The organism is Halomonas sp. BN3-1, assembly GCF_003056325.1.
Taxonomy (GTDB): domain Bacteria; phylum Pseudomonadota; class Gammaproteobacteria; order Pseudomonadales; family Halomonadaceae; genus Halomonas; species Halomonas litopenaei.
Genome location: NZ_PYVV01000010.1, coordinates 155747 through 178211, shown reverse-complemented (window position 1 = coordinate 178211; position 22465 = coordinate 155747). Strand labels below are relative to the sequence as shown.

Below are 22465 nucleotides of genomic sequence, written 5' to 3'. Positions count from 1 at the left end.
GCGCCCTCCTCTAGTGGGGGCGCCATTTCCCGGGATGTGAATGCAACTGCCACGTTCTGGTCCTTGCATTGCAGCAAAGGGAGCCGTGACGACAGCAGGGATGACAGGCCGGGTCGCACGGAAAGGACGTTCTGGTACAGCCATCGGCCGACAGAGAGGTTTACGTGGACGATTCACGAGTTGCGGACGAAGCAGAATTTACAACACCTGAAACGCAGGAGCAGGATGAAGACAGAGGCCCGGTCAAGGATGAATTGCTGGAAGTGCTGCTGTCGATTGCTCACTATCACGAGCATGATGTCAGTGCGGATTCCCTGACTGCGGGCCTGCCGCTGGAAGATGGCGCACTGACGCCAGGGATATTTCCCCGGGCGTCGGAACGTGCCGGGCTGACGGCGCGACTCGTCAAGAGTCGCCTCGTTCAGTTGAACCCTGCGCTATTTCCTGTCGTGCTGTTGCTGGAGCCGGGGCGCGCCTGCGCCTTGCTGGATATCGACGTCAAGGCGCGTACCGCGCAGGTGATTTACCCGGAATTGGGGCAAGCGTCGGTAGAAATCTCCCTGGACGAGCTTCATGAACGTTACAGCGGGACAGCGATCTATACGCGTCCGCGGTTCCGTTTCGACGCCCGGTCAAAGGATGTCAACGAGAAGCGCTCTGGGCATTGGTTCTGGAGCGTGATCAAGGAAAACAGACGCCTTTATCGTGACGTTATACTGGGCTCCGTCGCCATCAATATCTTCGCTCTGGCGATGCCCCTGTTCGTTCTCAATGTCTATGACCGCGTGGTGCCGAATCACGCCACCGAGACGCTGTGGGTGTTGTCCATCGGTGCCCTGATCGTCCTGGCATTCGACTTGACGCTCAGGTTGATGCGTTCAAGCTTTGTCGATCTTGCGGCCAGTCGTGCTGACGTCAAGCTCTCGTCGCGTATCATGTCTCGCGTCATGGGGATGCGGATGGAGGCCAAGCCTGCCTCGACCGGTTCCTTTGTCTCGATGCTGCAATCCTTCGAGTCGGTTCGGAGCTTTATCGGCTCCGCCACCGTGATCGCCATGGTGGACCTGCCGTTCGTTCTGATGTTCATCGCCATCATTGGCCTGATAGGTCCCGCGCTGGTGATTCCTATCGTGGTTGGCGTGCTGTTTATCTTGCTCTACGCCCTCGGTGCCCAGGGGAAACTGCACGACTTGTCGGAAACCACCCTGAAGGTAGGGGCGCAGCGTAACGCCACCCTGGTGGAATCGGTCTCCCAGCTCGAGACGGTCAAGACGCTGCGGGGCGAGAGCCGAGTTCAGGGGCAATGGGAGCAGGCCAGCGCCTTTCTCTCGCGCACCGGGGCCCAGTTGAAGTTCCTCGGAACCTCGGTCACCAGTATCGCCCAGTGGACCCAGAATACCGTCGGTATCTGCGTCATCCTTATCGGCGTCTATCTGATCATCGACGGCAATCTTTCCCAGGGCGGGCTGATCGCTGCCTACATGCTGTCGTCTCGTGCGCTGGCACCGGTCAGCCAGGCAGCCGCACTGCTGGCTCAGTACCATCAATCGGCCACGGCCCTTGAGTCTCTTGATCGAGTGATGGACATGCCGGTGGAGCGAGAGGAAAAGAGCTACATCGATCGTCCCGCCGTCAAGGGACTGGTGAAGTTTGACAAGGTCACCTTCCGCTACCCCCAGGCCGAGAATGACAGTCTCCGCGACGTCTCTCTGTCGATAGCACCAGGCCAGAAGGTGGCACTGCTGGGACGAGTTGGCTGTGGCAAGACCACGTTGCAGAAGTTGTTGCTCGGTCTGTACCAGCCAACGTCGGGAGCGGTGCTGATCGACGATGTGGACATTCGTCAGTTCGACCCCCTGCAGTTGAGGCGACATATCGGCTATGTACCTCAGGACGTTCGCCTGTTTTACGGCTCATTGAAGGACAACATCATCGCCGGTGCCGGCAGCGAAGGGGGGGATGACGATCTGCTGCTCAAGGCCATCCGAATCAGTGGACTCGATGGACTCGTCAGCACACACCCCCAGGGCGTCGAACTGCAGGTAGGCGAAGGCGGACAGATGCTCTCGGGCGGTCAGAAGCAGGCGGTAGCGATCGCGCGTGCCATCGTGCACGATCCGGCGATCTTGTTGCTGGATGAGCCGACCAGCGCCATGGACCATGCCAGCGAGGAGGCCTTCAAGCGCAACCTCAAGGACTACGCTGGCGGCAAGACGATGGTGGTGGTGACTCACCGCACGTCCCTGCTGTCGCTGGTAGATCGTATCGTGGTCATCGACTCCGGCAAGGTGGTCGCAGATGGTGAGCGTGACAGCGTCATGGATGCGCTGCGCAAAGGCCAGATCGGGAGGGCCAGCTGATGTCCAGCAAGAGTGCTGAACAGAAGGGATTCGAAGGCGTCGGTCGCGTATCACGTAAAGGTGGCAAAGTCTTCCGTCCCTTTATCGACCGGTTGTTTGCGCGCCGTGTCAGCGCATCCCATCTCAACAGAGACTGGGCGAGTGATGCTGACTGGGCGCGAATGCAGCAGGATCCGCTGCGCGCCAGGCTGATGCTGTACATGGTCGTGGTAGCGATCATCTGCGTGATCGTCTGGGCCTGCTTTGCGCCGATCGATGAGGTGACACGAGGCAGCGGCAGGGTCATACCCTCCAGCCAGCTTCAGCGGGTGCAAAGCTTCGATGGAGGCGTGGTTCAGGAGATTCGCGTCAGCGAAGGTGACTTCGTTTCCACCGGTGATCTGCTGATGCGCATCGACCCGACGCGTTTTCTGTCGAATTTCAACGAGAACCGGGCGAAGGCGGAAACCCTTCAGGCCAAGGCCGAGCGGTTGAGGGCGTTGGCGACCGGATCGGACTTCTCTCCATCGGAGGCATTGATCGAGCAGGCGCCGAATATCGTCTCCCGCGAGCGCGAGCTGTATCACAGCAGTCTGGAAACGCTGGAAGAGCAGAAGCAGATATTGCAGGAACGACTGGAGCAGCGTCGGGCAGAGCTCAACGAGGCAACTGCGCGTCGCAACGCAGCCAGTCGTGAGCTGAATCTGGCTAGCCAGGAACTCAACATGACGCGCCCGCTGTTGTCCAGTGGCGCGGTCTCCGAGGTCGAAGTGCTGCGCTTGCAGCGTGAGGTCTCCAGGGCGAGTGGTGAGCGCAATCAAGCGACGGCTCAGGTGTCGCGGCTGGAGTCAGCGATTCAGGAGGCGCTGGGCGAGCTTCGCGAGGTCGATGCAAAGGCACGCAATGAGTGGCGTCAGGAGCTGTCGGCGACCCTGGGTGAACTGTCGGCCCTGGACGAGTCCAGCGAGGGGCTCCAGGACAGAGTGCGTCTCTCCGAGATCCGCTCGCCGGTCGATGGTGTCGTTCAGCGTCTGGCGATCAATACGATCGGCGGGGTGGCGCAACCCGGTCAGGAGGTGGTCGATATCGTACCGACCGACGACGCCTTGGTGGTCGAGGCCAAGATCGCGCCGCAGGACATCGCGTTTCTACGCCCGGGCCTGCCTGCGACCATCAAGTTGACGGCTTATGACTTCTCCATCTATGGCGGGCTGGATGCCCAGTTGGAGCACATTAGTGCAGACACCACCACCGATGAAGAGGGCAACACCTACTATCGGGTTCGTGTGCGAACCGAAGACAGCGCGGAAGCCGAAGCGGTGGATGTCATTCCGGGCATGACCGCTCAGGTTGATATCCTGACCGGCAAGCGAACAGTGATGCAGTTCCTGCTGAAACCGGTGCTGCGTGCCTGGGGTAACGCGATGGGAGAGCGGTGATGACCCGATACCTGGTCTATCAAGGAAGTAGCGAGGTGCCGCGGTGGGACGACGCTTTCAGTGATCTGGAGGTGGTTGCTCCGCACAGCGTCATCGACCACGCCGTCAAGGGGGATCTCGCCTGGGTGGTGGTAGAAGCCGGCGACTGGACGGGATTGTGCACGCGTTTGACCAGCAAGGGAGTGCTGGTGTCGGTGCTGTCCTTCAATCCGCATTCAGCAGAGGCCTACCAAGCCTTCACCGCTGGCGCCAGGGGCTATGTCCACGCACTTTCGACCCCCGAAGTGCTACGTCAGGTCGATGTCGTGGTGAGGCACCGGGGTATCTGGCTCTGGCCCGAGTTGATGGATAGCCTGGTGGGCGGCGTCTTCAAGGCCATGGGAGGGGCGCCTGCCGTGCACCACGACATGCTGGAAGGTTTGACCGAGCGCGAGAAGGATGTTGCGCTGGCTGTCGCGGAGGGCCAAAGCAACAAGCTGGTGGCACGAGAGCTCGGTATTACCGAGCGAACCGTCAAGGCCCATCTCGGGGCAGTCTTCCGCAAGTTGGGGGTCAAGGATCGGATGCAGTTGATCCTGCGCCTCTCCAGGGATCGTTGACGGCGAAAGAAGTGGTCAATACCGCGCGACAGTTTGAAGGGGGCTTTCTGCCCCCTTTTTCTGTGGTAGAACGGTTGATCTGATGTCGTCCAGTGCAGGCGTCTCGGTCTCTGCACCTTCTCCGAAAATAGAGCCCTGGAATAGTGTCGTTACTTTTCGGTCTTGGAAAGTCGTTGGTTGAAGTAAGAGATTATCTTTATATTTTGCAATAAACACTTCTTAACTGTGCTTTTGTGGGTTGTTCCGATGGGGAACTCTCCCACTTGACCTACTAGACAGTATCGCCCGCACGGGGCCGTCCCTATTTTCTGTGGAAACCCAATAAGCAGAAAACACGGGGCTAAACCCATGAATATCATTGCTACCGCAGGAAGTGTGTGGATTGTCGACCAGGCAGGCGAACATCGGGTGGCCAGGCCCGGCGACGTGCTGCAGCCAGGGCAGCGTCTTGTCGCCGGAGATGATGGGCGGGTGGTTGTCTCGTCAAGTTCCGGACAGGTACCCCTGGTGCTCGAATCAGGCGAGATAATGGATATGCCGATGGGTCAAGGCGACGCCCAATCGCTTCCGTCCGATGAGTTGCTTCTTGCGCAGAATGCACCGGCCGAGTTGATTCAGGCTTCACTGCTGGAAGACGAGCAGTTGGATGAGGTGCTCGAAGTGCTGGAATCGGGCCGGGACCTCTTCGATGTGTTCGAGGACCCTGACGCGGGTCCCGGTGCTGGCCCCGGCAACGACAATGGGCATTCTTTCGTCCGTCTTTTGCGTATTCTCGAGCAGGTTTCTCCACTCGCTTTCGAGTACGGCCTGGACTCGGCCGATGGTCAGGAACCCCGGCTATTCCTGGGGGATATCGTCGATGGTGACAACCCCGGCGAGGAGGAAGGCGAAGAGGGAGAGGACAACGATGTCAGCCTTGGTGGGCTGGAAGGTGGTCCAGATGGCTCCGGTATCGCCCCTGAAGGCGGTGATCTTCCGGGGGGGCTGGAAGGCGCTGAGCTGGTGGTGCGTGAGTCGGGACTGGCCCAGGGAAGTCAGCCGTCAACAGACGCCTTGCAGCAGTCCAGCAGCTTCAACTTCGACACTCCCGACGGCCTAGGCACGCTGACGTTGGGAGGGACGCTCTCCTTGACGCTGGCGGACCTTCAGGCCCTGGAGGGGACTCCCAGGTCCCTCGATACGCCCCATGGCATCCTCTGGCTGGATGGTTTTCAGGGTGATGCCACAGGCGGGGCCGTGCTTTACCACTTTGAGCTGACCAATACCGTCGACAATGACGAGACGCAGGGGGCGACCGATGGCGGCTTCCTGGAGCAGATCGAAGTGACGGTGACGGATGTCGATGGTGACGGCCGCACTGCCAGCCTGGATGTGCTGATTCTCGACGACGTTCCCGGCATCGAGCTGGGCGGTCCCGCCGAGGTGGGGGAAGGCAATACCATCGAGGGGAGCTGGAGCGCCGTCGATGGTGCCGATGGTGTCGCTAGCCTCGTTGTGTCGGTCGCTGGCATCGATGAGTCCTTTGCGCTGGGACAGGAGATCGTGCTCGAGGAAGGACGGTTGATCGTGGAGGCAGATGGAAGTTGGTCGTTCACCGCTGCCGTCGGACTCGATCAGGGCACATTTCCGTCGGTGGAGTTCAGTCTGGTACAGACCGACGGGGACGGTGATCAAACCGATGCTCTCCAGCGTATCGAGATCTTCGACGCAACAGTCCCGACCACGCCCACCGACGGAGGCGATCCGGATGCGGCGCCTGCCGAGGTGGTGCTCGACGAGGACGGCCTGGATGGCGGCAACCCCGGCGGTGATGGCGATGTCGCTGGTGAGGCCACGGTGATCACGGGTGTGCTCGGCTACGACTTCGGCGATGACGGGCCGGCAGCCAGCGGTGCCTTCGCCTGGTCACTGGCGGGCCTGCCGGCGTTGAGCTCCAGCGGTGAGGTGCTGAATTTCGCCCTGTCGGGGGATGGCCTGAGCCTGGTGGCGGCCACGGCAGCGGGCGACGAGGCGCTGCGCATCACCCTGACAGACCTTGCCAGCGGTGCCTTCGAGGTGAGCCTGCTGCGTCCGCTCGACCATCCGGAAAATTCCACCGAGGACGAACTGGCCATGTCGGTCGGCTATACCGTCGCCGATATTGACGGTAGCGAGGCATCCGGCCAGCTCGACATTCGCATCGACGATGATACCCCGGTGGCGTCGGTGACCATGGGGAACACCCTGATCGACGCCAACGCCAGCTCAGGTGTTATCCAGGTGGCCGAGGGCGCCACCGTCGAAGGCAACTGGTCTCTGAGCCCCGGCGCGGATGGACTCTCCGTCATCGACGTGCTGATCAATGGGGCGCCCCTGAGCTTTTCCAGTCTGCCTGGCAGTGACGAGCAGACCACGTTGACCCTGGCGCAGGGCGACCTGACCCTGAGAGGCGACGGTAGCTGGTCCTTTACGGCAGCCAGCGGGCTCGACAACGGTACGCCGCAGAGCGTCGATGTCGTGCTTCGCGTGACAGATGGTGACGGTGACGTCGTCGAACTGGATATCAGTGGCGAGATCCTGGACGCATCGGGTCCCACCACGCCCACCGACGGAGGCGATCCGGATGCGGCGCCTGCCGAGGTAGTGCTCGATGAGGACGGCCTGGATGGCGGCAACCTCGGCGGTGATGGCGATGTCGCTGGTGAGGCCACGGTGATCACCGGTGTGCTCGGCTACGACTTCGGCGACGACGGGCCGGCAGCCAGCGGCGCCTTCGCCTGGTCCCTGGCGGGCCTGCCGGCGTTGAGCTCCAACGGTGAGGCGCTGAGTTACGCCCTGTCGGGTGATGGCCTGAGCCTGGTGGCGGCCACGGCAGCGGGCGAAGAGGCGCTGCGTATCACACTGACAGACCTTGCCAGCGGCGCCTTCGAGGTGAGCCTGCTGCGTCCGCTCGACCATCCGGAAAATTCGACCGAGGATGATCTGGCCATGTCGGTCGGCTATACCGTTGCCGATATTGACGGTAGCGAGGCATCCGGCCAGCTCGACATTCGCATCGATGATGATACCCCGGTGGCGTCTGTGACCACGGGGGACACCCTGATCGACGCCAACGCCAGCTCAGGCGTTATCCAGGTGGTCGAGGGCGCCACCGTCGAAGGCACCTGGTCTCTGAGCCCCGGCGCGGATGGACTCTCCGTCATCGACGTACTGATCAATGGGGCGCCCCTGAGCTTCACCAGTCTGCCTGGCAGTGACGAGCAGACCACGTTGACCCTGGCGCAGGGCGACCTGACCCTGAGAGGCGACGGCAGCTGGTCCTTTACGGCAGCCAGCGGGCTCGACAACGGTACGCCGCAGAACGTCGATGTCGTGCTTCGCGTGACCGATGATGATGGTGACGTCGTCGAACTGGATATCAGTGGCGAGATCCTGGACGCCTCGGGTCCCACCACGCCCACCGACGGAGGCGATCCGGATGCGGCGCCTGCCGAGGTGGTGCTCGACGAGGACGGCCTGGATGGCGGCAACCCCGGCGGTGATGGCGATGTCGCTGGTGAGGCCACGGTGATCACCGGTGTGCTCGGCTACGACTTCGGCGATGACGGGCCGGCAGCCAGCGGTGCCTTCGCCTGGTCACTGGCGGGCCTGCCTGCGTTGAGCTCCAACGGTGAGACGCTGAGTTACGCCGTGTCGGATGATGGCCTGAGCCTGGTGGCGGCCACGGCAGCGGGCGACGAGGCGCTGCGCATCACGCTGACAGACCTTGCCAGCGGCGCCTTCGAGGTTAGCCTGCTGCGTCCGCTCGACCATCCGGAAAATTCCACCGAGGACGATCTGGCCATGTCGGTCGGCTATACCGTTTCCGATGTTGACGGTAGCGAGGCAGCTGGCCAGCTCGACATTCGCATCGATGATGATGCGCCGGAGGGCATCGTCTCGGAAGCTTTACTGCTTGAAAATGGCAGCACTGGTGATCTGGTGCTGCCGGGCGGGTACGGCGCGGATGGGCAAGGGGCGCCTATCCGCTTCGACGGTGCGCTGGATGGGGCGCCGGTGGAAGACGTCAATGGCAACGTCATCATGTTGGATGGCGGACCACTGTCCTGGAGGCTGGCCGACAATGGGGTCGAGCTGGATGCGGTAACGGCGACCGGGCAGGCAGGCTTCAGCGTGGTGCTGGATGAATCGGGCAATCAGGCCCGTCTGGTCGTCGAGGAAGGTGAGCTGTCTGTCTTCACTCGGCTTGATGGTGACATCGTGGCGACCGCCATTTCGGAGAGCGCGACCCAGGGTGTGCTGGATGTCTCCGAGAGCGATCTAGATGTGCAGCTGGTGTTCTCTGCGGTGGCCGGCGTTGCGACTGCCGGAGGGACGCTCACTGTCGGTCCGGGTCTGATTGAGGATGGAGACCAGCTGCGTGTCGATATGGTCGCGGGGGCCGAGGAAACCGGCGGTGTGGTGTCGTGGGACTCTCACGTGCGCGTCGGCGAGTTTCTCCAGAGTGTCGAGATCGCTGGCGCTGATAATGCGCGAGCCACCCTTGTGCTCAGCGCCCGGGCCTACTCGTCGCAGCAGGGGGAAGACGCGCCTCTGCCGCTGTCGGCCGGGGACCTGCGCATTCTCGATCAACGGGGCGTAGATGTGACCTCGGAAGTGCAGATCGATGTCATCGATGGGGATCTCAGGGTCGAAGGCTTGCAGGATGGCTGGTCCTTTGTCATCAACAGCGCCGAGGGCATCCAGGCCATCATCATCGAAGGCGGGAACGGTGAACCCTTTGGCCTTGGCAGCGTCGGCATCGTCAGTGGTGCTGCTCCAGGAGACGCAGAGGTGCTGCTGCCACTCGAGGCTGCTGATGGCGATGGTGACAAGGCGCCGGGTGACCTTTCCCTGGTTCTGGCAGGCCCGGGCGAATTCGTGGTCAGCAACAATGCCAACAATGCTATCACCACGGGTGGGGGCGACGACGTTGTCATTGCGGACAAGGGCGGAGCAACGATTATCATCGACCCTGCGGGCAACTATAACCTCTCTTTCATCCTCGACTCGTCGGTCAGCATGAATGCGGAGGTCGATACCGCCAGGCCGGATGGAACGGGTAACTATACCCGCCTTGAACTGCTCAAGGCGGCGATGTTGCGACAGCTCGAGACCCTGGCAGACTTCGAAGGTACCTTGAACCTCCAGCTGATCGATTTCGATGGCGTAGCGCGAAATCCTGTCGTGTTCGAAGACTTCAGTAGTGCTGACCTGGCTGCGGCCAGGGCCTATATCCTCGGTATGGAAGCCAAAGGGTCCACCAACTTCGATGCAGGCTTCGTTGCCAGCAGTGAATTCCTTACCCGCATGGCGGACATCAACAGCTTCGAGTCGACGGCGGTCTTTGTCACCGACGGGCTACCGACAATCTGGCTGGATGAGGATGGCAAGCTGGTGATCCCGGATCCGCTGGAGCCCGGTTCTCTTGCGGCGGTGGAGGAGTCGGTGGCGTCCTTCGAAGCGCTGTTGGAAGTGGCCGATTCGGTCCACGGGATCGGCATAGGGGAAGATAGTCTGGTCGACTACATTCGCCATTTTGACAATACCGACATCCTGGCGAGTGACGTCGAGACGGTGTTGGAAGACGGCAATACCTACACAGGTAGTGCCGGTGAGATCAACGTGGTCAACACCGAGGAAGATCTGAATCTTGCTCTTGATACGGGGTCAAGTACCTCGGATCTAGAACCCTTGGGCAGTGACCAGGTATTTGCAGGGGCGGGGGATGATCTTGTATTCGGAGACACGGTCAACTCCGATGATCTCGAGTGGGTTAATGGCGATTCCGGGGAGGAGTTTTCATCGGGAGAGCACAATGGTCTAGGCTATGAAGGCCTCTATGAGTTTCTGAAGTGGTCTCCCGATTTTGGCAATGGCACAGCGCCAACGGCTGATGAAGTCAAGGCGTATGTTCTGGCCAACGTAGATTCACTGATGAATCTGGAGCGCCAGGACGGTGGTATCGATGAGCTATATGGTGAAGAGGGCGATGATGTCCTGATAGGCGGGGCAGGGCAGGATGTGCTCGTGGGTGGTGAAGGGGATGATGTGCTGTGGGGAGGCCTAGATAGTGATCAATTTGTATGGGATGCAGCAGACGCCGAGGCGCCTTCTGTTGATCGTATAGAGGACTTCACTCTCGGAACCACCGATCAAGCTGACAAGCTCGATCTGAGCGGTCTGTTGATCGATGGCGCTGCGTCGGACCTGTCCAGCTATCTGGTGGCTGTCGACGAAGGCGAGGATATCCTTCTGAAGATCAAGACCGATGGCGGAATCGACGCGTCCGGGAACAACGCTGACCTGACCATCGAGCTGGGTGGTCTCAGGGCTGCTGGAAGTGGTGAGCAGGTACTGCAGCAGATGATTGATGATGGGCAATTGATTGTCGACTGAAGTCACATTCTTGCAAATGGGCCTGGCGATGCCGGGCCTTTTTTATGTGCGCTATTTGAAAGGTAAACACTCTTGCCAAGCTCGGTTTCCGATGGCTACCGGTAATGGATGCGACGAGTGCCGATAGCGAAGGTCGTAGGCAGTATCACCCAATGGTGGGTTTTTTTGGAATGATGGTTGTATTTTGTTTTGCTGATTCGATGGTTTTTTCTCTTTTTATGTAAAGATTGTCCTTGAGTACAGTGTGTGTGACCCCTTGCCTTACATATTTTGTGTTGTATGGATGCAAACATGTCAGGTAAAGGGAAAGTATCATGGAAGATGCCGTAATTGTCGCCGTTTCCGGGGACGTTTGGATTAAAGACGCCGATGGAAACCTGACGGTAGCCGAGGTAGGGGATCGCCTTGAGGAAGGGTGTGTTCTGGTAACAGGGCCGACGGGAATGGCTCGAATAGATTGGGGAAAAGAGGGGGAGTTGCTCCTCGTCGATGCAAATCAGAAGTTGAGCATACCCTTTGGTCAGGGGGATGGGAGTGATTTTCAGTCGGGCGAGCCACTCGAAGGGGAAAGGCTCGATCATCTTCTGCAGGCGCTTGATGGAGGTGGTTCGAACGATGCAGATATTTTTCCCCAGTCCGGTTCTCCGGGAGGCGTGGGTGATGGTAACGAAGGGCATGAATTCGTTCGACTTCTGAGGATTGTGGAAGAAATTACGCCACTCAAGTATCAGTTCGGCCCGCTGCCCCCCGATGAGGTGCTACCCCGGGCGGGGGGAGCCAATAGTCATGATGGAGATCTGCAAGACGACCGTCTGGCGGGCGCCCCCGATGACATCCCGACCACGCCGGACAGTGACGGCGATCCGGCGACGCTGACGCCCCAGGGCCTGCTCGACGAGGACGGCCTGCCCAAGGGGATCGCCGGCGGACCCGGCGACGCCCCGGGCACCGAGGTGGTGATCACCGGCTGTCTCGACTACGACTTCGGCGATGATGGCCCTGCGGCCAGCGGCGCCTTCAGCTGGACCACCGAGGGTCTGCCGATCCTGACCAGCCAGGGTGAGATGATCAGCTGGACGGTATCCGACGACGGCCTGACCCTGAGCGGGGTGGACGAATCCGGTGAGCCGGTGCTGACGGTCACGGTGACCGACCCGGCCAGCGGCGAGTACGAAGCCGAGCTGCACCAGGGATTGGATCACTCGGACCCGACCACCGAAGACGACATCGTGCTGACGCTGGGCTACGAGGTCACCGACGGTGACGGCGACACGGCCAAGGGCAGCCTGGTGCTGACCGTGGACGATGATATGCCGACGGTGACCATCGAGGGCCCCGAGGCACGCAACGAGGACGGCAGTCTGAGCGGCACCTGGGTCCAGGATGGCGGTGGTGACGAGCAGGCCGAGATTGTGGTGACCCTGCCCGGCGATGACACCAAATACCCGCTGGACACGCCGATTGACACCGATGGCGGCACCCTGGTGGTCAAGCCGGACAATACCTGGACCTTTACCCCTGATGAGCCGGGCGACGGCTCGCCCGCCAAGGTGCCTGGTTTCGAGATCACCATCACCGACGGTGATGGCGACAGCACCACCGCGAGCTATCCGCCAGCCACCGATGACACCCCGACCACGCCGGACAGTGACGGCGATCCGGCGACGCTGACGCCCCAGGGTCTGCTCGACGAGGACGGCCTGCCCAAGGGGATCGCCGGCGGACCCGGCGACGCCCCGGGCACCGAGGTGGTGATCACCGGCTGTCTCGATTACGACTTCGGCGATGATGGCCCTGCGGCCAGCGGCGCCTTCAGCTGGACCACCGAGGGTCTGCCGGTGCTGACCAGCCAGGGTGAGACGGTCAGCTGGACGGTATCCGACGACGGCCTGACCCTGAGCGGGGTGGACGAATCCGGTGAGCCGGTGCTGACGGTCTCGGTGACCGACCCGGCCAACGGCGAGTACGAAGCCGAGCTGCATCAGGGACTGGATCACTCGGACCCGACCACCGAGGACGACATCGTGCTGACGCTGGGCTACGAGGTCACCGACGGCGACGGCGACACGGCCAAGGGCAGCCTGGTGCTGACCGTGGACGATGATATGCCCACGGTGACCATCGAGGGCCCCGAGGCACCCAACGAGGACGGCAGTCTGAGCGGTACCTGGGTCCAGGACGGCGGTGGTGACGAGCAGGCCGAGATTGTGGTGACCCTGCCCGGTGATGACACCGAATACCCGCTGGACACGCCGATCGACACCGATGGCGGCACCCTGGTGGTCAAGCCGGACAATACCTGGACCTTTACCCCTGATGAACCGGGCGACGGCTCGCCCGCCAAGGTGCCGGGTTTCGAGATCACCATCACCGACGGCGATGGCGACAGCACCACCGCGAGCTATCCGCCAGCCCCCGATGACATCCCGACCACGCCGGACAGTGACGGCGATCCGGCGACGCTGGCGCCCCAGGGCCTGCTCGACGAGGACGGCCTGCCCAAGGGGATCGCCGGCGGACCCGGCGACGCCCCGGGTACCGAGGTGGTGATCACCGGCTGTCTCGACTACGACTTCGGCGATGATGGCCCTGCGGCCAGCGGCGCCTTCAGCTGGACCACCGAGGGTCTGCCGATCCTGACCAGCCAGGGTGAGATGATCAGCTGGACGGTATCCGACGACGGCCTGACCCTGAGCGGGGTGGACGAATCCGGTGAGCCGGTGCTGACGGTCACGGTGACCGACCCGGCCAGCGGCGAGTACGAAGCCGAGCTGCATCAGGGACTGGATCACTCGGACCCGATCACCGAGGACGACATCGTGCTGACGCTGGGCTACGAGGTCACCGACGGCGACGGCGACACGGCCAAGGGCAGCCTGGTGCTGACCGTGGACGATGATATGCCCACGGTGACCATCGAGGGCCCCGAGGCACCCAACGAGGACGGCAGTCTGAGCGGCACCTGGGTCCAGGACGGCGGTGGTGACGAGCAGGCCGAGATTGTGGTGACCCTGCCCGGCGATGACACCGAATACCCGCTGGACACGCCGATTGACACCGATGGCGGCACCCTGGTGGTCAAGCCGGACAATACCTGGACCTTTACCCCTGATGAGCCGGGCGACGGCTCGCCCGCCAAGCCGCCGGGTTTCGAGATCACCATCACCGATGGTGATGGCGACAGCACCACCGCGAGCTATCCGCCAGCCACCGATGACACCCCGACCACGCCGGACAGTGACGGCGATCCGGCGACGCTGACGCCCCAGGGCCTGCTCGACGAGGATGGCCTGCCCAAGGGGATCGCCGGCGGACCCGGCGACGCCCCGGGTACCGAGGTGGTGATCACCGGCTGTCTCGACTACGACTTCGGCGATGATGGCCCTGCGGCCAGTGGCGCCTTCAGCTGGACCACCGACGGTCTGCCGATCCTGACCAGCCAGGGTGAGATGATCAGCTGGACGGTATCCGACGACGGCCTGACCCTGAGCGGGGTGGACGAATCCGGTGAGCCGGTGCTGACGGTCACGGTGACCGACCCGGCCAACGGCGAGTACGAAGCCGAGCTGCATCAGGGACTGGATCACTCGGACCCGACCACCGAAGACGACATCGTGCTGACGCTGGGCTACGAGGTCACCGACGGCGACGGCGACACGGCCAAGGGCAGCCTGGTGCTGACCGTCGACGATGATCGTCCTGTCATCGAAGCCACTGTCGATGATGATGCGGCAAGCATGGTCGAGGGCGGTACTCAAGGAGGAAGCTGGAGCGGCGGAGTCGGCGCAGACGAGGGCAACGTCGTGATAAGAATACCCGGCGTCACCGATGCCTTTGCGCTGGGAGAGGAGATAGCCACCGGCACTGGTACCCTGGTGGTTGCACCGGACGGTACCTGGAGTTTCACGGCAAAGGAGGGACTTGACCAGTCGCAGGATCCCTGTCTGGAGTTCACGATCGAAGGTATCGATAGTGAGGGCGATTCAGCCAGGAGCAGCATAAAGGTTGTGATCACGGACGGCGCTGGACCCGCAACGCCAGACTCGGACGGGGATCCCTCCACTGAGTCGGTATCCGTCGCCGTCAACGAAGATGGGTTGCCCACGGGCAATGCGGGTGGGGAAGGGGATCTGGAGAGCTCCAGTGACAGCGCGAGCGCCAACCTCGGGTTTGATTATGGGGCTGATGGAGCTGCCGAGCAGGGTGCTTTCCGCTGGGAGCTCGACGGGCTGCCTGAGTTGACCAGCCGAGACTCTCCAGTCGAGTTTGTGGTGAGTTCAGACGGCTATACCGTGATGGGCAATGATGCTGATGGCGAGCGCGTCTTGACCATTAATCTGGCGGATGCCGAAACCGGTGATGTGGTGGTCTACCTGAGCAAGGATGTGGACCACCCGGAGGGCGGCCAGGAAAATGATCTGGCGCTCGAGTTGGGCTACACCATTACCGACAAGGACGGCTCGACGGCGAGCGGGACGCTTGAGGTGGTGATCAATGACGATACGCCAACCATCACCGGCATCGATCCGGAGAGCTTCATGGCTGCGATGGGAGGGGCAACTCGAGCAGCCGCGCTACCGCTGTTGGCGGAAGAGGATGAGCTGGCCTGGAACCTGGGAGAGCCCGCTTCCAGCGCTGACATCTCCCACGCCACTGCGGTCGATGCCTCGGGCAACATGCTGGATCTAAGAGAGTTGCTCGAAGACATCGATGATCTGGAAGGTGGTGAAAAGGTCCTGGCCATCGCAGATGGCGACGACACCGTGGTCCACGTAAAGCTCGATGGAGGGCTCTTGCAGGACGGCAGCAATGCGGATGTTCAGGTGACTCTGACGGGGGTGTCCATGGACGGAAGCAGTGACGACTTTCTGGTCAAGTTGCTGGAGAGCTCACAGTCGGATATCGAGTGAGCGAGTGCCAGCGCGCCCGGCTATAGCCGGGCGTGCTGGCAGGATGACGGCAGTGCTTTCTGGCGAGACAGGAATGTCAGGCCGGCTGCTGTCGGTCAACCGCAGGTTGCGGTGACGCCAGTCGTTGCACCATAGCCGTCACCATGCGGCTGGAGTGATCCGCCGCCTGCTCGAGGAATTCTTCGAAGGACAGGTGGTTGTCACCTTGCCCGGCGATATCGGACAAGGCGCGAATCACCACGAAGGGGCAACCGTAGAGATGGCAGGTCTGGGCAATCGCGGCCGCCTCCATTTCTGCCGCCAGCATGGTGGGAAAGCGGGTGCGGGTGCGAGAGACAAGATCGGGGCACGCCATGAAGACGTCGCCGGTTGCGATCAGGCCCTCGACCACCTTGACCTCAGCCATGCCTTCGACGCAGTCCCGTGCCACCCGAACCAGGCGTTCATCCGGGAGATAGGCCGCCGGCATATTGGGCACCTGGCCATGTTCGTAGCCGAATACCACCGCGTCGACATCGTGGTGGCGCACCTCGCTGGACACTACCATGTCGCCGATCGACAGTCCTTCGCCGAACCCGCCTGCGGAACCCGTGTTGATGATCGCCTCGGGCTGGTAGTTGTCCAGCAGCAGCGTCGCCCCGATGGCGGCGTTGACCTTGCCGATCCCGGATTGCAGCAGTACGACCTCGACCCCATGCAGGCGGCCGATGTAGAAGGTGGAGCCGACGTGGGTGCGGGTCCTGACGTCTTCCAGCTGGGCCGCCAGTTGGGCGACTTCCTGCGCCATGGCTCCGATGATGCCAATGCGTTTCATGCGATTCCTCTTGAGGTGGAGCCTCGGCTCAGGCGAAGACCTGGTGCCACTCGTCACGCTTGGCCAGCAGGCCTTTTGCCAGCTCCTGGGCGCCTTCCAGGCTGTGGGATGCGGCCCAGCCACACTGCATCTCGTTGCAGGCAGGGACTTCGGTCGCTGACAGCACGTCGTTGAGCGTACCCTCGATCAGTGCCAGCACGTCGTCGTAGTCGTCGTGGTTGATCATGGCGATATAGAAGCCGGTCTGGCAGCCCATGGGGCTGATATCGACAACCTTGTCCGAGTGGTTGCGCGACAGCTCGGCCATCAGGTGCTCCAGGGAGTGCAGGGCAGGCATCTCCATGTGCTCCTTGTTGGGCTGGCAAATCCGCAAGTCATACTTGTGGATGCGATCGCCGTTGGCGCCGGTCTTGATATCCGCGAGACGCACATAGGGGGCGCGAACCTTGGTGTGGTCGAGGTTGAAGCTCTCGACATTCATCTTCTTGTCGCTCATGGAGTGTCTCCGTGATCCGGTGTTGGATGGGCGCGATGCTACGTCAATTGAGTCCATCACGCATGGATGTCGCAAGTGCAGGTTCAGGCGTCTGGAGTTTCGCGATGCTGGCCGTCATGAATGTCGGCGGCCATCAAGGTGTTTTCCAGCAGGCTGGCTACCGTCATCGGGCCAACGCCACCCGGTACCGGTGTGATGTGACCTGCACGTCGGGCAGCCTCGTCGAAGTCGACGTCGCCCACCAGGCGTCCATCTTCCTGTCGATTGATGCCCACATCGATGACGATCGCGCCGTCACGTACCCATTCGCCTTTCACCAGTCCTGGTTTTCCGACCGCGACCACCAGCAGTTCCGCCTTGCGGACCTGGGCCTCGAGGTCGCGGGTAAAGCGGTGGCAGACGGTGGTCGTGCAGCCCGCCAGCATCAATTCCAGTGCCATCGGCCGTCCTACGATATTGGAGGCACCGACCACCGTGGCGTCGAGGCCTCGCACCGCCAGACCTGAGTGATGCAGCAGCGTCATCACGCCCTTGGGGGTGCAGGGGCGCAGCAGCGGCAGACGTTGGGCCAGCCGTCCCAGGTTGTAGGGATGGAAGCCGTCCACGTCCTTGCTTGGCAGAATGCGCTCGAGGATAGGGCGAGCGTCCAGGTGGTCGGGCAGCGGAAGTTGAACCAGAATGCCATCGATGGATGAGTCGGCGTTGAGCTGGTCGACCAGGGCTTCAAGCTCTGCCTGTGAAGTGGAAGCGGGCAGGGCGTGTTGAACAGATGAAATACCCGCCTGCTCGCAGGCGCGATGCTTGTTGCGTACATAGACGTGGGAGGCGGGGTCTTCACCGACCAGCACCACAGCAAGCCCCGGGATGCGTTCTCCGGCATCGATCCGCGCCTGTACCTGACGGGCGACCTGCTGGCGTACTGTGGCGGCAATGGACTTGCCATCGATGAGCTGGGCGGTCATGGGGTTCCCTCGGTCAGAAGTGGGTGTGCTGGATGAAATTGGCGGCCACGGATTTTCGCACGCTCCGCCATCCAGGCAAAGCTTGAGCCCGAATGACAACAGGAATGTCTCGGTAGCCTGTTGACTTGGCGGGAAAGTTCCGTAGAATACGCAGCGCTTGCAGAGACTGCTTCGGCGGTTTGCATGGCCGAGCGGCTGGCCGGCGGGGTGTAGCGCAGTCTGGTAGCGCGCCTGCTTTGGGAGCAGGATGTCGGGGGTTCGAATCCCTCCACCCCGACCACAACAGCTTGTTGGAGAAGAAGTTTTTCTCGAAAAGCGGGTTGTGGTGAAGAGTTCGGTTCTGTAGAATGCGCCTATAGCTCAACCGGATAGAGCAACGGCCTTCTAAGCCGTAGGTTGCAGGTTCGAGTCCTGCTGGGCGCGCCAGTGAAGTATGCTGGTGGCTGCTTTTGACAGGCTCGGGCAAAGGTTGTAGCGGTATTGTCCTGATATGGTGGATGTAGCTCAGTGGTAGAGCCCCGGATTGTGGCTCCGGTGGTCGTGGGTTCGATCCCCATCATCCACCCCATTCAGGCGATGCAAGTGTGGTCAAGCCCGAACGTGGGTTCGGTAGCTGACAGGTTGTGGTGGATGTAGCTCAGTGGTAGAGCCCCGGATTGTGGCTCCGGTGGTCGTGGGTTCGATCCCCATCATCCACCCCATCAACCTGATTCCTTCCCCGAGTTTCTTTCTTGAACAAGTCGTTGTCGAATCTGAAGCTGGCAGGCCAAGTTGCTTGTCCGGCGTTTTGTCGTGCCTGTGTTTCGCCCTCGGCGGCGGTCGTGTCGTCATTCGGTGGCCACGAATTTTCCAATAGCCCCTTGTAAAAGACATGCCAGGCCCCATGTTGTGGGCGTTGGCGCTTGCCAGTGCCCGGCGGGATTCTTAGAATCTCCCCTTTGACGTTTTCAATTTTTCAGTACGCCCCCAGTCGGTAGAGGATTATTCATGCAAGTTTCCGTCGATACGACCTCCCAGATCGAACGCCGCATCAACGTCCAGGTGCCGGCCGCCGAGATCGACGAGGCCGTCGCCGCCCGTCTCAAGGATGCCGCCAAGAACGTTCGTCTCGACGGTTTCCGCAAGGGCAAGGTGCCGATGTCGGTCATCCGCCAGCGCTATGGTGCTGATGTGCGCAACGAGGTGGTGGGCGAGGTCATGCGTGAGCGCTATGTTCGCGCCATTACCGATGAGAAGCTCAATCCGGCCGGCTACCCGCAGATCGAAGCCACCGTCAACGAGACCGGCAAGGACCTGGAGTTCACGGCCACCCTCGAGGTCTATCCTGAGTTCGAGCTGGCGACCATCGAAGGCGCCGAGGTCGAGCGTCCGGTGGTTGAAGTGACCGATGCCGACGTCGACGAGATGATCGAGACGCTGCGCAAGCAGAACGCTGCCTGGGAAGAGGTCGAGCGTGCTGCAGAGCAGGGCGATCAGGTCAATATCGACTTCCAGGGCTTCCTGGGTGACGAGCCGTTCGAAGGCGGCAGCGCAGAGAGCCACGATCTGGTGCTGGGTTCCGGCAGCTTCATCCCGGGCTTCGAGGATCAGCTCGAAGGTGCCAAGGCGGGTGAGGACAAAGTCATCAGCGTGACCTTCCCCGAGGACTACCAGGCAGAGCAGCTGGCCGGCCAGGAAGCGACCTTCAAGGTCAAGGTCAACGCGGTCAAGGGCCAGGCGCTGCCGGAAGTCGATGCGGAATTCATCGAGAAATTCGGTGTCGAAGGTGGTGACGTCGAGGCATTCCGCGCCGAGGTCAAGAAGAACATGAGCCGCGAGGCTGACCAGGCGGTCGAGAATCGCGTCAAGCAGCAGGTGCTCGAGGCCCTCAAGCAGGCCAACGAGATCCCCGTTCCCGAGTCGCTGGTCCAGCAGGAGGTCGATGGCCTCAAGCGTCAGGCGGCGCAGCAGTTTGGTCTGGGCGAGGACTTCGACGTCAGCCAGTTGCCCAACGAGCTGTTTACCGAACAGGCCAAGAGCCGCGTTCAGGTCGGTCTGCTGCTGGCTGAGGTGATCAAGGTCAACGAGCTGGATGCTTCCGACGACGAGATCAAGGCAAAGGTCGAGGAGCTTGCACAGCAGTATCAGGAGCCCGAGCAGGTCGTCGAGTACTATATGGGCAACGAGCAGATGAAGACCCAGGTCAAGTCTGCACTGCTGGAAGAAAAGGCCGTCGACGCTTTGCTCGATCAGGCCAATGTGAAGGACGTGGAAATGTCCTACCAGCAGGCCCTGGCTGCCGCGCAGCAGCAGCCGGGCGACGAGGCGGAGGAAGGCGAGGACGCTTGAGGCGCCTCTCCTGGCCGGCCCCGTCGGGCCGGCTTCGTCGTTTTGTCACGCAAGGAAACAAGGACATCTCCTCATGAACACCGAGTTCGATATCAACGCTGCCGGCGGCCTTGTGCCCATGGTGGTCGAGCAGAGCGCCCGCGGCGAGCGTGCCTACGACATCTACTCCCGGCTGTTGAAGGAGCGGGTGATCTTCCTGGTGGGGCCGGTCGAAGACTATATGGCCAACCTGCTGGTCGCCCAGCTGTTGTTCCTGGAGTCCGAGAACCCGGACAAGGACATCCACCTTTACATCAATTCGCCCGGCGGTTCGGTGACGGCGGGGATGTCCATCTACGACACCATGCAGTTCATCAAGCCTGACGTCTCGACCGTCTGTATCGGTCAGGCGGCGAGCATGGGAGCCCTGCTGCTGGCCGGTGGTGCCGCTGGCAAGCGCTATTGCCTGCCCAACTCGCGGATGATGATCCACCAGCCGCTGGGTGGCTATCAGGGGCAGGCCTCGGACATCGAGATTCACACCCGTGAAATTTTGGGCATCCGCGAGCGACTGAACCAGATCCTGGCGCACCACACCGGCCAGGATATCGAGACCATCGCCAAGGATACCGATCGCGACAACTTCATGAACGGCGCCCAGGCCGCGGAGTATGGCCTGATCGACGCAGTGCTGGATAAGCGCCCGGCATCCTGATAGCGTGATAGCTCGCGCGATGACTACGTGATTACCGGTGGCCCCTGGGGCCACCGCTGCCAGAGAGGTACGCGAATGGCCGACGGCAAAGGCAAGGACGACAACGGCAAGCTTCTGTATTGTTCGTTCTGTGGCAAGAACCAGAACGAAGTACGCAAGCTGATCGCCGGTCCGTCCGTTTATATCTGCGATGAGTGTGTCGATCTCTGCAACGACATCATTCGCGAAGAAGTTCTCGATGCCGATGCCGAGAGCGACGAGGAGCGTCTGCCCGTTCCGCGCGAAATTCGACACACTCTCGACGACTACGTGATCGGTCAGGACCGCGCCAAGACGGTGCTGTCGGTGGCCGTGTACAACCACTACAAGCGTCTGCGTCACAGTGGCAAGGATGAGGTCGAGCTCGGCAAGTCGAACATCCTGCTGATCGGGCCCACCGGTAGCGGCAAGACTCTGCTGGCGGAGACCCTGGCGCGGTTGCTCAATGTTCCCTTCACCATCGCCGATGCCACCACGCTGACCGAAGCGGGCTACGTCGGCGAGGATGTCGAGAACATCATCCAGAAGCTGCTGCAGAAGTGCGACTACGACGTGGACAAGGCCGAGCGTGGCATTGTCTACATCGACGAGATCGACAAGATCTCGCGCAAGTCGGACAATCCGTCGATCACCCGGGACGTTTCCGGCGAGGGCGTGCAGCAGGCGCTGTTGAAGCTGATCGAGGGCACCACGGCCTCGGTGCCTCCGCAAGGTGGTCGCAAGCATCCGCAGCAGGAGTTTCTGCAGGTCGATACCGGCAATATCCTGTTTATCGTCGGCGGTGCCTTCGCCGGCCTCGACAAGGTTATCCGGGATCGTGCCGAGACCGGTGGCATTGGCTTCAATGCCGAGGTCAAGAGCAAGGATGAGACCAAGGGTGTCGGCGATCTGCTGCTGGACGTGGAACCCGAGGATCTGGTCAAGTTCGGCCTGATTCCCGAGTTCGTCGGACGTCTGCCGGTCATCGCAACCTTGACCGAGCTGACCGAAGACGCGCTGATTCAGATCCTGACCGAGCCGAAGAACTCGCTGGTCAAGCAGTACGCTCGGTTGTTCGACATGGAAGGCGTCGAGCTGGACTTCCGCGAGGATGCCCTGCGCGCGGTGGCTCACAAGGCAATGGCACGCAAGACCGGCGCCCGTGGCCTGCGTTCGATCCTCGAGTCGGTGCTGCTCGACACCATGTACGAGATTCCCTCTCTCGAGGGCGTCAGCAAGGTGGTTATCGACGCCTCTGTCATCGGTGGGGAGAGTGATCCCCTGCTGATCTACAGTCAGGCCAGCGACGCTGAGGAAGACACTCGCGTGGACGGCACCGACGGCTAGTCCGTCAGCGCTTCCCGCGACGCCGTCAAAAGGGGCCGCAGACGCGGCCCCTTTGTCTGCCGGAGCCTTCGATGGCGATTCGGCTAGGCGTTTCCCCTTGCA

Annotated in this window: 12 protein-coding genes and 4 tRNA genes; 12 read left to right on the top strand and 4 right to left on the bottom strand. The window is 61.6% G+C overall.

Going from position 1 to position 22465, the window contains the following annotated elements; genetic code table 11:
* Positions 1–254: 254 nt before the first annotated feature.
* From C9F12_RS15015 to C9F12_RS15000, 4 genes are all read left to right on the top strand, one after another.
* A complete protein-coding gene (locus tag C9F12_RS15015) occupies positions 255–2360 on the top strand; it encodes a type I secretion system permease/ATPase (protein ID WP_108449410.1) in 2106 nt (701 codons plus the stop codon).
* Entirely contained in the window at positions 2360–3778 is a 1419-nt protein-coding gene (locus C9F12_RS15010) for an HlyD family type I secretion periplasmic adaptor subunit (RefSeq protein WP_108449409.1), read from the top strand. The genes C9F12_RS15015 and C9F12_RS15010 overlap by 1 nt, the downstream gene beginning before the upstream one ends.
* Positions 3778–4377, top strand: a complete 600-nt coding sequence (locus C9F12_RS15005) for a response regulator transcription factor (RefSeq protein WP_108449408.1) — start codon at positions 3778–3780, stop codon at positions 4375–4377. The genes C9F12_RS15010 and C9F12_RS15005 overlap by 1 nt, the downstream gene beginning before the upstream one ends.
* Before the next feature lie 348 nt (positions 4378–4725).
* Positions 4726–10794 carry a retention module-containing protein gene (locus C9F12_RS15000; protein WP_162816500.1) on the top strand — a complete coding sequence of 2023 codons (6069 nt, stop codon included), beginning with the start codon at positions 4726–4728 and terminating at the stop codon, positions 10792–10794.
* Between the two features lie 95 nt (positions 10795–10889).
* Here C9F12_RS15000 and C9F12_RS22620 read toward each other — a convergent pair whose 3' ends face one another.
* Complete coding sequence (locus C9F12_RS22620; RefSeq protein ID WP_162816499.1) at positions 10890–11471, bottom strand: hypothetical protein; 582 nt, start codon at positions 11469–11471, stop codon at positions 10890–10892.
* Between the two features lie 24 nt (positions 11472–11495).
* Here C9F12_RS22620 and C9F12_RS14990 point away from each other — a divergent pair, with 24 nt between their 5' ends.
* Entirely contained in the window at positions 11496–15704 is a 4209-nt protein-coding gene (locus C9F12_RS14990) for a hypothetical protein (protein ID WP_108449405.1), read from the top strand.
* A gap of 76 nt (positions 15705–15780) precedes the next feature.
* On the opposite strand, the gene mtnN is transcribed toward C9F12_RS14990, so the two are convergent.
* The 3 genes from mtnN to folD form a co-directional block, all read right to left on the bottom strand.
* Positions 15781–16518, bottom strand: a complete 738-nt coding sequence (gene mtnN / locus C9F12_RS14985; protein ID WP_108449404.1) for a 5'-methylthioadenosine/S-adenosylhomocysteine nucleosidase — start codon at positions 16516–16518, stop codon at positions 15781–15783.
* 28 nt (positions 16519–16546) lie between these two features.
* Positions 16547–17014, bottom strand: coding sequence for an S-ribosylhomocysteine lyase (locus tag C9F12_RS14980; RefSeq protein WP_108133369.1), 468 nt, complete (start codon positions 17012–17014; stop codon positions 16547–16549).
* Positions 17015–17097: 83 nt separating this feature from the next.
* On the bottom strand, positions 17098–17976 hold the full coding sequence (gene folD / locus C9F12_RS14975) for a bifunctional methylenetetrahydrofolate dehydrogenase/methenyltetrahydrofolate cyclohydrolase FolD (protein ID WP_108449403.1): 879 nt from the start codon (positions 17974–17976) through the stop codon (positions 17098–17100).
* A 203-nt stretch (positions 17977–18179) separates the two neighbouring features.
* Between folD and C9F12_RS14970 the strand changes: the two genes are divergently transcribed.
* The 7 genes from C9F12_RS14970 to clpX all read left to right on the top strand — a co-directional run bounded on the left by C9F12_RS14970 (position 18180) and on the right by clpX (position 22363).
* Positions 18180–18256 (top strand) — tRNA-Pro (locus C9F12_RS14970).
* Between the two features lie 69 nt (positions 18257–18325).
* Positions 18326–18402, top strand: a tRNA-Arg gene (locus C9F12_RS14965).
* A gap of 67 nt (positions 18403–18469) precedes the next feature.
* A tRNA-His gene (locus C9F12_RS14960) sits at positions 18470–18544 on the top strand.
* A gap of 58 nt (positions 18545–18602) precedes the next feature.
* Positions 18603–18677: transfer RNA gene (locus tag C9F12_RS14955), tRNA-His, on the top strand.
* A 286-nt stretch (positions 18678–18963) separates the two neighbouring features.
* Complete coding sequence (gene tig / locus C9F12_RS14950) at positions 18964–20304, top strand: trigger factor (protein ID WP_045993753.1); 1341 nt, start codon at positions 18964–18966, stop codon at positions 20302–20304.
* Positions 20305–20377: 73 nt separating this feature from the next.
* Entirely contained in the window at positions 20378–20998 is a 621-nt protein-coding gene (gene clpP / locus C9F12_RS14945; protein ID WP_045993752.1) for an ATP-dependent Clp endopeptidase proteolytic subunit ClpP, read from the top strand.
* Between the two features lie 75 nt (positions 20999–21073).
* Positions 21074–22363: an ATP-dependent Clp protease ATP-binding subunit ClpX gene (gene clpX, locus C9F12_RS14940; protein WP_045993751.1), complete on the top strand. Its 1290-nt coding sequence runs from the start codon at positions 21074–21076 to the stop codon at positions 22361–22363.
* Positions 22364–22465 lie beyond the last annotated feature (102 nt).